Origin of the sequence: Paenibacillus sp. JZ16 (assembly GCF_015326965.1) — a bacterium.
Classification (GTDB): Bacteria; Bacillota; Bacilli; order Paenibacillales; family Paenibacillaceae; genus Paenibacillus_AQ.
In genome coordinates, this window is record NZ_CP017659.1 from 4,924,263 (window position 1) to 4,937,553 (window position 13,291).

The 13,291-nt window shown below is 54.5% G+C and carries 10 protein-coding genes and 1 riboswitch; of the genes, 8 read left to right on the forward strand and 2 right to left on the reverse strand.

Translation table 11 applies throughout. The annotated features are described in order from the left end of the window. The first annotated feature begins 5 nt into the window (after positions 1-5). Positions 6-1,433, forward strand: coding sequence for a serine hydrolase domain-containing protein (locus tag BJP58_RS22205; protein WP_233354723.1), 1,428 nt, complete (start codon positions 6-8; stop codon positions 1,431-1,433). A gap of 72 nt (positions 1,434-1,505) precedes the next feature. On the opposite strand, the gene pruA is transcribed toward BJP58_RS22205, so the two are convergent. Continuing rightward, positions 1,506-3,053: an L-glutamate gamma-semialdehyde dehydrogenase gene (gene pruA / locus BJP58_RS22210; RefSeq protein WP_194540595.1), complete on the reverse strand. Its 1,548-nt coding sequence runs from the start codon at positions 3,051-3,053 to the stop codon at positions 1,506-1,508. A 201-nt stretch (positions 3,054-3,254) separates the two neighbouring features. Here pruA and BJP58_RS22215 point away from each other — a divergent pair, with 201 nt between their 5' ends. Beyond that, on the forward strand, positions 3,255-4,175 hold the full coding sequence (locus BJP58_RS22215; protein ID WP_194540596.1) for a proline dehydrogenase family protein: 921 nt from the start codon (positions 3,255-3,257) through the stop codon (positions 4,173-4,175). A gap of 60 nt (positions 4,176-4,235) precedes the next feature. Here BJP58_RS22215 and BJP58_RS22220 read toward each other — a convergent pair whose 3' ends face one another. Then, positions 4,236-4,637 carry a hypothetical protein gene (locus BJP58_RS22220; protein WP_233354724.1) on the reverse strand — a complete coding sequence of 134 codons (402 nt, stop codon included), beginning with the start codon at positions 4,635-4,637 and terminating at the stop codon, positions 4,236-4,238. Between the two features lie 745 nt (positions 4,638-5,382). Then, positions 5,383-5,551, forward strand: a riboswitch (cyclic di-AMP (ydaO/yuaA leader). Positions 5,552-5,685: 134 nt separating this feature from the next. Here BJP58_RS22220 and BJP58_RS22225 point away from each other — a divergent pair. The 6 genes from BJP58_RS22225 to BJP58_RS22250 all read left to right on the forward strand — a co-directional run bounded on the left by BJP58_RS22225 (position 5,686) and on the right by BJP58_RS22250 (position 13,120). Beyond that, positions 5,686-6,096 (forward strand): hypothetical protein, encoded by a 411-nt coding sequence (locus BJP58_RS22225; protein ID WP_194540597.1) that lies wholly within the window; start codon positions 5,686-5,688, stop codon positions 6,094-6,096. A gap of 154 nt (positions 6,097-6,250) precedes the next feature. After that, positions 6,251-6,325 (forward strand): potassium-transporting ATPase subunit F, encoded by a 75-nt coding sequence (locus BJP58_RS34275; protein ID WP_074961812.1) that lies wholly within the window; start codon positions 6,251-6,253, stop codon positions 6,323-6,325. Between the two features lie 30 nt (positions 6,326-6,355). Beyond that, positions 6,356-8,035: a potassium-transporting ATPase subunit KdpA gene (kdpA, locus tag BJP58_RS22235; RefSeq protein WP_194540599.1), complete on the forward strand. Its 1,680-nt coding sequence runs from the start codon at positions 6,356-6,358 to the stop codon at positions 8,033-8,035. Positions 8,036-8,056: 21 nt separating this feature from the next. Beyond that, the gene (gene kdpB / locus BJP58_RS22240) at positions 8,057-10,090 is read left to right on the forward strand and encodes a potassium-transporting ATPase subunit KdpB (RefSeq protein WP_194540600.1); all 2,034 of its coding nucleotides are present in this window, start codon (positions 8,057-8,059) and stop codon (positions 10,088-10,090) included. Between the two features lie 79 nt (positions 10,091-10,169). Beyond that, positions 10,170-10,796, forward strand: a complete 627-nt coding sequence (gene kdpC / locus BJP58_RS22245) for a potassium-transporting ATPase subunit KdpC (RefSeq protein WP_194540601.1) — start codon at positions 10,170-10,172, stop codon at positions 10,794-10,796. A gap of 2 nt (positions 10,797-10,798) precedes the next feature. Next, positions 10,799-13,120 carry a histidine kinase gene (locus BJP58_RS22250; protein ID WP_194540602.1) on the forward strand — a complete coding sequence of 774 codons (2,322 nt, stop codon included), beginning with the start codon at positions 10,799-10,801 and terminating at the stop codon, positions 13,118-13,120. Positions 13,121-13,291: the final 171 nt, after the last annotated feature.

A 13,291-nucleotide genomic window follows, 5' to 3' on the forward strand; every position in this document is an offset into this window, starting at 1 on the left:
TGAACATGAAAACGGTTCAATTATTGCCAAGAAGCACCCCCGAAAATCAAGGAATCTCATCTCAGTCAATCGAACGCTTTATCCGATCGATTCAGGAAAAGGAGCTTGAACTCCACAGCTTCATGCTGGTACGGCATGGACATGTCGTGGCGGAAGGCTGGTGGAAGCCGTATCAGGCGGACAAACCGCATATGCTGTTCTCGTTAAGCAAGAGCTTTACTTCTACGGCGATCGGACTGCTCGCCCAAGAGGGACAGATTGCGCTGGAGGACCGGGTGATCGGCTTCTTTCCGGAATACGCTCCTGAAGATCCCTCCCCGAATCTGTCCGCGATGACGATACGCGACTTGCTTATCATGGGGACTGGACACGCGCAGGAGCCTGCCATGCCATCCGATATTTGGGCGGCCGACTTTCTTAAACAAGCGGTAGAGCATGAGCCCGGTACCCACTTTGTATATAACAGCGCAGCGACGTACATGCTTTCGGCCATTCTGCAGAAGGTTACCGGCATCACGCTGCTGGATTATTTGCAGCCTCGCCTGTTCGACCCGCTTGGCATTCATGGAGCCACATGGGAAAGCTGTCCGCAGGGAATCAACACCGGCGGATGGGGACTTAAGCTGAAGACCGAGGACATTGCCAAGTTCGGCCAGCTTTATCTTCAGAAGGGCGTATGGGAAGGCCAGCGGCTGATCCCGGAGGCGTGGATCGAGGAGTCGACCTCCAAACAGATATCCAACGGACCTGCGGATTCCTCTTCGGATTGGACCGAAGGGTACGGCTATCAATTCTGGATGTGCCGACACGGGGCTTACCGCGGCGACGGCGCATTCGGACAATTCTGCGTCGTGCTGCCGGAGCAGGATGCGGTCATAGCGATTACCTCCGGCCTTGGGGACATGCAGGCTGTGCTAGATGAAGCATGGGAGCATCTGCAACCTTCGATGAGGCCTGATGCGCTGCCGATCGACACCGGAGCGGAGGCTTCTCTTACCGAAACGCTGCAAGAGCTGAAGCTGGATCCGCCAAGCGAAGAAGCGGCATCCCCGGTCGAGAAGGACGTCACCGGGATCATCTATGATCTCGAAGAGAATGAGGCGAAGCTGCGTTCGTTCTCCTTCCGGTTTGAAGAAGACGGCGCGGTAATGGAGCTTGAGGGGGAACACGGCGTCAATTCGGTTGTCTGTGGTCGCAAAGCGTGGAAGACGGGAACCACGAAGCTGATGATGATGGGGGATAATGAATATGCTGCCTCCATGACCTGGAAGGATGAGCGGACGTTGAAGCTGACCATCCGACTGACAGAGACGCCATTCTACTTAACCACGGAATGCACCTTTGGTGAGGAAGGCATTCATCTTGCGTACTGGATGAATCAATCGTTCGAGGGCAAGGTGGTTCGGGAGATTAAGGGCAAGGTTAAGGCGTAAAGCCGGTAAAAGAATCGCTGTACATAAAGAAACCTCTCCATTGTCATGGAGAGGTTTCTTTACATGTCGTAATCAGAATCGCTCCGACACCGCCTTCGCCTGTGTAAACAGGAGCAGGTAGTCACGCCCGCCGGCTTTGGAGTCGGTCCCGGACATATTGAAGCCGCCGAACGGGTGGATGCCCACCAAGGCGCCGGTGCATTTCCGGTTCAAATACAGGTTGCCGACATGGAAGTCGCGCCGGGCTTGCTCCAGGTGCGCGCGGTTGTTCGAGATCACCGCGCCGGTCAGCCCATAATCGGTATTGTTGGCGAATCGGATCGCTTCGTCGAAGGAGGCTGCCTTCGTGAAGGACACGACCGGACCAAAGATTTCCTCCTGGGAAATACGGGCGGTGCTGGCGACGTCCGCGAAGATCGTCGGCTGTATGAAATACCCCTCCGGATCGCCGGGAAAACCGCCAAGCACCAGCCTACCTTCGCTTTTCCCGATTTCGATATAGTCGAGAATTTTACGGTACGCCTTATCGTCGATGACGGGTCCTACCTGAGCCTCGGCATTGGAGGGGCTTCCGATCACCAGCTTCTTGGAGCGGTCGATCACCTTCTGCAGCACGATATCATAGACGTCCTCGTGCACGATGGCTCTGGAGCAGGCGGAGCATTTCTGCCCGGAGAAGCCGAATGCGGAAGCGGCAATCGCGTCCGCCGCGAGCTCCAAATCGGCTTCGTTGTCCACGATGATTGCGTCTTTCCCGCCCATTTCGGCGATGACGCGCTTGATCCAGCGTTGCCCCGGCTGCGTCTTGGCCGCACGCTCCTGAATCCGCAGTCCGACGTCGCGTGACCCCGTAAAGCTGATGAACCTGGTCAGTGGGTGATCCACCAAATAGTCACCCACTTCCTGACCCGGGCCAGGCAGGAAATTAACGACGCCCGGAGGCAGGCTGACCTCTTCCAGTAGCTCTACGAATTTAGCGGCTATGACCGGGGTGGTGCTGGCAGGCTTCAGCACAACGGTGTTGCCGGAGACGATGGCAGCCGTTGTCATGCCAGCCATAATCGCGAGCGGGAAGTTCCACGGCGGAATGACGATGCCGACGCCAAGTGGGATGTAATAAAGATGATTCTCTTCCTCTTCGTGGACCGTCAGCGGCTGGGGCGCGCTCAGGCGCTGCATTTCGCGTGCATAGAATTCCATGAAATCGATCGCCTCGGCCGTATCCGCGTCGGCTTCGGCGCGCGTCTTGCCGGCTTCGAGAGTCATGAGCGCAGAGAACTCGAGCTTGCGCCGCCGCATGATCGCCGCAGCTTTGAACAGATAGCGTGCCCGTTCGCTCGGCTTGGTGTGCTTCCACGTCTCAAAGGTACGCGCTGCCGTCTGAATGGCTTGTTCGGCAAGCTCGGTATCCGCCTGGGACACGACGCCGATGACTTGGCGTTTGCGCGCCGGATTGACCGAATTTGCGGTGCGCTCCGTATGGATTTTGGCACCGCCGATGACCAGCGGGTACGATTGGCCAAGCTCGGCTTCGACCCCGGATAACGCCGCGTCGTATAACTTGTTGTTCCATTCGTTGTTGAAGTCCATAAATGGTTCGTTCCGAAAAGATGCTCGCATGGGGAGGCCCCTCCTTAACATGATATGAATCGAAGCTTCTGGCCAATGGTCCAGCTGCGAATGCGTCATGGTGGCATGGTTAGGAACTCCTGGTGAAAACCTCTATGTAAGATATGTATGTCTTCCTGCATGCCGTCATGATTTTTGCATATGAGTTAGATAGAGTGCATTTTTGGTTTACCTTGCAGAGGGGGCGCGCGCATGGACGGAACCGAGCTTTACCGCAAAGTGATCCTGACGGTGTCCAGCAATAAACTCGTGAAATGGTTGTCGATCAAGTACGGCCGGAAATTGGCGGGCCGATTCATTGCCGGCGATACCTTGGATGAGGCGCTGGATGAAATCGAGAGGCTGAACGCGAAGGGCATTCTTGTCACGCTGGACCATCTGGGGGAGGGCATCCGGACGCTGGACGAAGCAGCCGGGTATCGGGAGGAATATTTGAAGCTGGTGGAAGGGATCGCGAGGCGTGGAGTGCAGTCGAACGTATCGCTGAAACCGACGCAGATGGGCATGGCGCTGGATCTGGAGAAGGCGTACGAGAACATCAAAATGGTGGTGAAAAAGGCGAAAGAGCACCGCAATTTCGTTCGTCTGGATATGGAGGATTCGCCGTACACCCAGGCGACGATTGATATGACGCTGCGGCTCCATAAGGAGGGGCTGACCAACGTGGGGACCGTAATGCAAGCCTACTTGTTCCGTACGGAGGAGGACGTCAAGAATTTGATGCATGCCGGCGTAAATCTGCGGTTGGTCAAGGGGGCGTACAAAGAGCCGGGAACCATCGCCTTTCAGCAGAAGCGGGAGGTCATTGACAACTATAAGAAGTTGATCAAAATGCATTTTGATCAGGGAGCCTACGTCGCGATTGCTTCGCACGACGACAACATCATCGACTGGGTGAAGGTGTTTGCCGAGCAGAGCCGCATAGACAAACAGGACTATGAATTTCAGATGCTGTACGGACTGAGGATGAACGATCAGGCTGCCCTGGCACAGGACGGCTACCGTATCAGGTGTTATATGCCCTACGGAACGATGTGGTACCCGTATTTCACCCGGCGGCTGGCAGAGAAGCCGGCCAACCTGATGATGGTGCTCAAGAATATGTTCAAGTGAGCGGGGGGAAAACAACCAATTGCAATGGAGAGAGAACGGTAGCTCTTTCTAGCAGCTGTCCTAGAAGGAATAATATGCCTCCGAGCAGTCCATCAGGAAGGAACGCTCCAGCGGCAGGCTGCCTAACCGCATACGGGTGATGTGCTGTTGCAGATTGGCCTCCAGATCGGCGAGGGCCGATACGGCGAGCTGCATTCGTGCGGATCCCCACTGCTGCTGCTTCTGGGCATAGCGAATGGCCTCGGTCACGGGCATACCTCTCAGCCTCGTAAAGACGGATGCCCAGCGGATCAGATCCGCGAATTCTCTTGTGCTTGGCAGGGCATATTCGGCATACCCGGCCGCCTTTGCAGCTGATTTTGAACAACCCGCAGTTCCAATCTCGGTCGCTCCAGGGGATAAAGCGTTCAGCCGAGCCCCGGTCGAAACGAAATATCTCCATGCAGCGGATGAGCTCTGCATTTAATGCAGGCGATGCGGTTTTGATGACGGGGGCCAGTGCGGCCTCGATGAGTTTCGTCATGATCTGCGCTCCTTTTTAGGAATGTTATATGCACGGCAAAAAGGCCTGGTGAGCAGAGTAACCCCCGCTCTCCAGGCCTATTTATCGTTAGTGGCCCTGCTACAGTGGCCGCTTCGCTTAAGGCTCGGGAGCTCAGCGTAAACGAGTGTTTCGAATGATGGATGAATCATACGCCGGAGGAATCTAAAAGTAAATGGCCATATTGGACGGATACATTCCGAAAATCGATGAAAACCGTAAAAGAAAACGCGTACATTCGGTTGTGTCATCTATTATCATGGCAAAATCTCGGTATCTCGATAGATTGCGATAAATACAAGAAAACAAGAGAAATACATAGTATAGATCAGGATTCGAGAGATAACGGAGCGAAACCGGATAGATCCTGTTCGACATAACGCCCCACGTGTTTCTGCTCACATTTACTTCCTGTAAGGCCGGACGTATGATACGAACTATGAATTGACGGACATCGGCAGCAGGCATACGGGCAGCCGTTCCATGAAGACCTAAAGGCTGTGTGAGAGCTGCCGGGCTCTTTATGGATCGAATCTCGGGCGAGGGCACCATGGGCCTTCGCTGGAAATGCAGGATGATGCGACTCTCACCGCTCGAACCTGATGCTGTGCGGTTTTGCCGGGCCTGAATGTTAGTCAATCGCTAATAGAATAACATGCTACTCGTTTTTAATTTTCGCTGAGTCCTTGAATGGAAAAGGAACGGGGGAACCAGTCGGGAGATGAACTTGATCTCTCAGGGGTGAATCCCATGGACAAGATAACGGTCTATGGGTAGGGCGACTCTCACGCCCGAATCCGTCAGCTAACCTCGTAAGCGTATCGAGAGAGGCAACGATTGTCGTGGACTTGGGCCACGGTGTATTTCACCGTGTTCTGATGAAGAAGCCTGCGGGAAGAGTTCTTCTCTTTCCCCAGGCTTCTTTGTTGTTGTCTTCTCTTTCTGAACTTTTTAGGAGGAGAAATAAAGATGGAGAAACCGCAGGAGTTTATCCTGGTATCCGCGCCGAACAAGGCCGGGGAAGAATTTATCCGCCAGTTGATCTATATGGACATTTCGTTTGCGGCCATAGCCAACAACCGGGTTGAGCAGGAGAGGCTGCGGGAACTAGGCTGCACCAACATGATTGTTATCGATACAAGGGATGAACAAACCTGGATCATTCCCGAGTTTCCCGTCAGCAAGGTGTATTTGTTCGAGAGCAGCTTGAACCTGTGCTGCCGCTATTTACGGATCTGCCGGACATGGACGACGGAGTCGATTTATGTGATTACCCATTCCAGCAATCCGCGATTGATATATAAGGGACTGGGGGCCGATGTGGTGCTTCATACGAACCATCATCAGGTATCCTTCCTGATTTCATCCATTGTCAGCTAAGCGTCTTGGCTGATGTGACCATGAGGTTTTAGGAGGTTATATTCATGCAGGATTTATATATGGTGCTTATCTTGGGAGGAACCTACGGACTGCTCATGCTGTTTATGTCCTGGTGCGGACGCGTGGTTTCGGAACCGGAGGTGGATTAGTTGTGATGATCATTTTAATATGCACGCTCTTTATTTTTCTATATTTGATTTACGCGCTGATTCATCCTGAAAAATTCTAGGGAAACAGCTGAAGGAGGAAGACATTCGTCATGGGCATTTTACAAATTGCCATCGTTATACTCGTTCTGGTGCTGCTGGTAAAGCCGCTCGGAACTTATCTATATCAGGTGTTTCGCAATGAGGGGAATGGAACGGATAAATGGTTCTCCTGGTTGGAGAAACCGATCTTCGCACTGATTGGGTTGAAAGAACGCAAGGGAATGACATGGAAAGGGTATGCCGTCAGCTTTGTGATAACGAATATCGTGCTCGTGTCGGCGGGGTATTTGATTCTGCGGATACAGAGAGTATTGCCCTTCAACCCGAACGGTATCGACAATATGGAATCGACCTTGTCGTTCAATACGATCATCAGCTTTATGACGAATACGAATCTCCAGCATTACAGCGGGGAGTCGGGATTATCCTATATGGCCCAGATGGCCGTCATTACGATGATGATGTTCGCGTCCGCGGCGACCGGGCTATGCGTGGCGATTGCGTTTATCCGGGCGGTGACCAGCAAGGGTACAACCGTCGGCAACTTTTTTGAAGATTTCGTCAAAGCCCACACCCGGGTGTTTATCCCGGCCGCATTTATCATTGCGATGGTACTGGTTGCGCTGCAGGTGCCGCAGACTTTGCAGCCTACGCTCAGCGTCACGACGCTTCAAGGAAGCGAGCAGCAAATAGCGGTGGGACCGGTGGCTGCGCTGGAATCGATCAAGCATCTGGGCACCAATGGGGGCGGGTTTATGGGGGTCAACTCGGCGCATCCGTTCGAGAACCCGTCCCCGCTGACCAATGTGATCGAGATCCTGTGCATGTGGAGCCTCGGGGCGGCGCTTCCTTACACATTTGGTTTGTTCGCGAAGAGCCGTAAGCAGGGCTGGATTATTTTCTCGGTAATGATGACCTTGTTTATCGGATTCCTGTCCTTGAACTATGCGGCTGAAACGAACGGCAATCCGGCGCTGAACCGGCTGGGTATGGATACCTCCCAAGGCAGCATGGAGGGCAAGGAGGTCCGGTTCGGGATCGCCCAGTCCTCCCTGTTCACCACGGTGACGACTGCGGCCACGACCGGGTCGGTCAACAACATGCATGATACGCTCACGCCGCTTGGCGGGATTACGCCGCTATCCCTGATGATGCTGAACTCCGTTTTTGGCGGAAAAGGCGTCGGGCTGATGAACATGCTCATGTATGCGATATTGGCAGTATTCCTGGCTGGTCTTATGGTTGGCCGAACACCCGAATTTCTAGGGAGAAAAATAGAGGCGCGGGAGATGAAGCTAATTGCGGTTGTTATCCTGGTGCATCCATTGATCATTCTGGCTCCGACCGCACTTGCGCTGATGACGGATGCGGGGCAGGCGGGCATTGCCCATGCGGGCTTTCATGGCATCTCGCAGGTATTGTACGAATACACGTCTTCCGCAGCCAATAACGGTTCCGGATTTGAGGGACTGTCGGATAACACGCCGTTCTGGAACGTGACAACCGGACTGGTCATGCTATTCGGACGTTACATTTCGATGATCGCCTTGCTGGCAGTGGGCGGCTCGTTGATGCGGAAGCAATGGGTTCCCGAGACGCTCGGAACGTTCCGGACAGATAATAAGCTGTTTGCCGGCATTCTGATCGCGACGGTTCTGATTATCGGTGCATTGACCTTCCTGCCAGTACTTGTGCTCGGTCCGATTGCTGAGCATCTGACGATCCGTTAATAGAAAAGGTGGCCTATTTCCATGAATAATACGAGAAAAAAAGCGATGTCCCAAGAGATGGTCCGTCAGGCGCTGAAGGACAGCTTCACGAAGCTGAATCCCGTCCTGATGATGAGAAATCCGGTCATGTTTGTTGTGGAGGCCGGGACGCTGGTTGTTCTGTTGATGACGTTATTTCCATCCTATTTCGGAACAGAGGGCAGTATCGGATTTAATGTGGCGGTATTTGTCATTCTGCTGTTGACGCTGCTGTTTGCAAACTTCGCAGAGGCGCTTGCCGAAGGACGCGGAAAGGCGCAGGCCGATTCCCTTAAGCAGTCGAAGCAGGAAATGACGGCACATAAAGTGATGGAGAACGGAGGGGTACAATCCGTGCCGTCCACGGATCTTCGCAAAGGAGATATCGTGATCGTCACGCAGGGCGAGATGATTCCCGGGGACGGGGAAGTCATTGCGGGCCTTGCGTCCGTTGACGAATCGGCGATTACCGGCGAGTCCGCTCCCGTCATTAAAGAAGCCGGCGGCGATTTCAGCTCGGTCACCGGGGGGACGCGGGTTGTCAGCGATACGATCCGCGTCCGGATTACGAGCGATCCCGGGGAATCGTTTATCGACCGGATGATCTCGCTTGTGGAAGGAGCCTCTCGCCAGAAGACGCCGAATGAAATTGCGCTGAATACGCTGTTGATCGTCTTAACGCTGATATTCCTGATCGTTGTCGTTACGCTCGCTCCGATTGCGAAGTATCTTGGCATCGAGCTGTCCGTTCCGGTGCTGATCTCGCTGCTGGTATGTCTCATTCCGACCACGATCGGGGGGTTGCTGTCGGCGATCGGGATTGCCGGCATGGACCGGGTGACGCAGTTCAATGTGCTGGCGATGTCGGGCAAGGCGGTGGAGGCTGCCGGTGACATCAATACGATGATTCTGGATAAGACGGGTACCATTACGTTCGGGAACCGGATGGCCAGCCGGTTGATTCCCGTCGGCGGCGAATCGCATGCATCGCTTTCGCAATGGGCGGGCGTGAGCTCACTGCTGGATGAAACGCCGGAAGGACGTTCCGTGCTGGAGCTGCTGAAGCAGGAAAGTCTCGAAGCAGATGAAAGCATGACGGCTGAGGCGGATTTCATCGAATTTAAGGCAGAGACCCGGATGAGTGGGATGGACCTCAAGGATGGGCGAAAAGTCCGCAAAGGTGCGGTAGATGCCGTCAAAGCTTGGGTGCTGTCGCAAGGAGGCTCCATCCCTTCGGATTTGACGCCAAGCGCTGATGCCATCGCGACAGAGGGCGGAACCCCGCTCGCTGTTGCCGTGGATAACCGCATCTATGGTCTAATCTACTTGAAGGATACCGTGAAGCCGGGCATGAAGGAAAGGTTTGATCAGCTGCGCCGGATGGGCATCAAGACGATTATGTGCACGGGCGACAATCCGCTTACCGCAGCGACGATTGCCAAAGAAGCAGGTGTCGATGATTATATCGCCGAGAGCAAGCCCGAGGATAAGATTGCCGTCATTCGCCGAGAACAAGCCGAAGGCAAGCTGGTTGCGATGACTGGTGACGGTACGAACGACGCCCCGGCGCTGGCCCAGGCCGATGTGGGGCTGGCGATGAACAGCGGTACCACCGCAGCCAAGGAAGCGGCCAATATGGTGGATCTGGATTCGGATCCCTCGAAGATTATCGAGGTGGTTGCCATCGGCAAGCAGCTGCTAATGACGCGTGGCGCGCTGACCACGTTCAGCGTCGCGAACGATGTCGCCAAATATTTTGCCATCATTCCCGCGATGTTTGCAGCTGCCATACCGAGCATGAATGTTCTGAACGTCATGGGATTGGGTTCTCCCATGTCGGCGATTCTGTCGGCGCTGATCTTTAATGCGATCATTATTCCGCTGCTCATTCCGCTTGCGATGAAGGGCGTAGCCTACAAACCGATGAGCTCGTCGAAGCTGCTCCAGCGCAATGTGCTGGTCTATGGCTTAGGCGGCGTGCTCGTACCGTTCCTCGGGATTAAGCTGATCGACATGATTGTCCATCTATGGATCTAGATATGATAATCGTGCCGGGGAATAGAGATAACTCGAAAATGGTTTATATGGAAGATATGAAGGAAGGGATCGAGGAACCATGAATAATTCGTTGCAAAAATCATCCGCTGCGCCTCGCGCCGGGGCGGGGGCAGTCCGCGTCTCTCTGGGCATGGCCCTAAGAACGAGCCTTGTATTTATCGTGTTATGCGGTTTTCTCTATCCGCTGATTACGACGGGAGCCGCGCAGCTGCTCATGCCGAAGCAAGCCGGCGGCAGCTTGGTCACAGATTCCGGCGGAAAGGTGGTCGGATCGGAATTGATCGGCCAGAACTTTACGGAGCCTCAGTATTTTCACGGCAGGGTGTCCAGCATTGAATATAACGGAGCCGGCTCAGGCAGCAATAACTATGCACCTTCCAACCCGGACCTGATCGATCGGACGAAGGCCTCGATTGAAGCGTGGAAGGAGAACAACCCGGATGTTCCGGTGAGCAAGGTTCCGATGGATCTGGTTACGAATTCCGCCTCCGGATTGGATCCACACATCTCGCCGCAGGCCGCGAATATTCAGATTCCGCGGATCAGCAAGCTGACTGGAATTACGGAGGCAGAGCTTAATCAGTTGGTAGAGGAGCACACAGAAGGACGGGACTTGGGCGTGTTCGGTGAACCGCGCGTCAATGTGTTGAAGCTGAACCTGGCGCTGGCCGAGCTTCTTGATTGATCATGGACCTCTTTCGGAGAAAATCACCGGAGGAAATCTTAAGGTCGATTGCGAAGCTCCACCATGGAAGGCTTAAGGTATATATCGGGGCCGTAAGCGGTTCGGGGAAAACTTATCATATGCTTCGCGAAGGACATACCTTGAAACTGCAAGGCATCGATGTTGTTATATGCGCGGTATCCACGATGCAGCGTCCGGAAACGGTCGAGCAGGTCCGGAATCTGGAGCGGGTGCCCAGCATCCATTGGGTGGAGGACGGCGTAGAGAAGAAGGATCTTGATCTGGAACTGCTGGTGCAGCGCAACCCGGAGGTGGTGCTTGTCGATGGGCTTGCCCACCGGAATCGGAAGGGGGCGAAGCATGCCACGCGGCTGGATGACATCCGATTTTTGTTAAGCCGGGGGATTAGCGTCATCACGACGGTCAATGTGTATGAGCTGGAGGACGTCCAAGATATTGCAGTCAAGCTGACAGGCATTAAGGCTAGTTATACGGTTCCTGCCGATACGCTAGAAAACGCAGACGAGGTGGTGCTTATTGATGTAACGCCTGAAACGATGCTGGAGCGGGCACAAGGTGGCTTGCTCGGGGGTGGCAGCGTATGGAAGGAGGGTAATCTGGCCGTGCTTCGGGAGCTGACGCTGCGCCTCGTAGCCGAAGGGGTAAACCACTCGCTGGAGCGGCACCGCAAGGAACGGGGATTGGTCGGCCCATCGGGAGCCCATGAGCGAATATTGGTATCCACCCAGTATCATTGGAACGGATCCATTTATATGCGGCGCGGACAGCAGATCGCGAAGAGATTGAACGGTGAGCTTATGGCCGTTACGTTTGTGAATCCGAGGTTAGAGCTCACGAAAGAGCAGGCGGCCTTCAAGCGATCTTTGCTGAAACTGTCGGAGCGTATCGGCGTCAAGCTTGAAGAGCTGCCTCTCCATTCGCGTAGGAAGCTGGCCGACGTGCTTGTTCAATATGCGTTGGAGCACCATGTGACCCGCATTGTGCTGGGTCACTCGAAGCAGACCCGCTTTCAGGAGATGCGGCAGGGCTCGCTCCTTCAGGATCTGCTGAAGAAAACGCGCGGGATCGATATTTTTATTGTGGCGGATCGGGCGGCGCATGACGGAGAACGGATCATCCCGGCGCAGATCCATCCGCGGCGAGTTTCCTCCGATTCGTTTCACCGATTGAATGAGCAAGAGCTGGACCGGAAGATGGAGCAGGTCAAGCGCGGGCGGTTTAAAGTCTATATCGGGGCTGCCCCGGGCGTGGGCAAGACGTATGCGATGCTGCGCGAAGGCAATGATCTGCTAAAGAAGGAATTGACGGTTCTTACCGGACTGTTGGAGACGCACGGCCGGATGGATACGCGATCACAGATCGGTGATCTTGAGGTTCTTCCGCGCAAAGAGATGGACTACCAGGGATCACGCCTTGAGGAGATGGATACCGATGAGATCATTCGTCGCAGGCCTGACGTGGTTCTTGTGGATGAGCTGGCGCATACGAATGTTCCCGGAAGCAAGCACACGAAACGGTATGAAGACGTGCTGGATATTCTGTCGGCTGGCATCTCCGTCATTACGACCATGAACGTGCAGCATTTGGAGAGCTTGAATGATGCCGTCAAGCAAATGACCGGTGTTCGTGTTCGCGAGACGGTGCCGGATCATATTCTGCAATTGGCCGATGAGGTTCAGCTCATCGACGTTACGCCGGAGTCGCTGCGGCAGCGGATGAAGGACGGCAAAATTTATGCGCCGGAGAAAATCCCGCAGGCCCTTGGCCATTTTTTTAAGACGGGAAACCTTATTGCCTTAAGAGAGCTTGCCTTAAGAGAAATTGCGGATGATGTAGACGAGAGACTGGAGTCATGGCAGCGCAGCAGCTCGCTGCGGGGGCCGTGGCGTCGCGAGGAGGTTATCTATGTCATGCTTGGTGAAGGTCCCCAGGGAGAACGGCTCATTCGCCGTGGCTTCCGGATCGCCCATCGGCTGAAAGCGGCCTGGTATGTGGCAGTCCCTCTGGAGCGGCATCACAGTCTGTCTCTTGACGACGAACAACGCCTGACGGCCCTTCAGACGTTAACGGAACGTTTCGGGGGAACGTTCACCGTGCTCCCGGTAAACAAGGGGCCAACCCGCGCCGTTTCTTCCCAATTGGTCGCAGCAGCAGATGCGGTCAAGGCCACCCAGTTGATTATCGGACAGCCGCAGATGGCCGGATGGAAGCTGTACGCCCAGCGGAGAATGATCCGGGGCCTGCTAAGAAGCGCAAGGCATATGGATGTGCTGGTGGTTGGGGATTACGATCCGCACGTTTGACGGCTTCAGCGCAGGGAGCTGAACGTTTTTGAGAGGACCGGGGACACAAGAGGCGTTGGAAATGCTGAAAGTGCAGGAAATACAGGAAATACAGGAAATACAGGAAATGCAGGAAATGCAGGAAATGCAGTAAACCGCAGTAGACGCGGAGACGCAACAATTCGGAAAAGA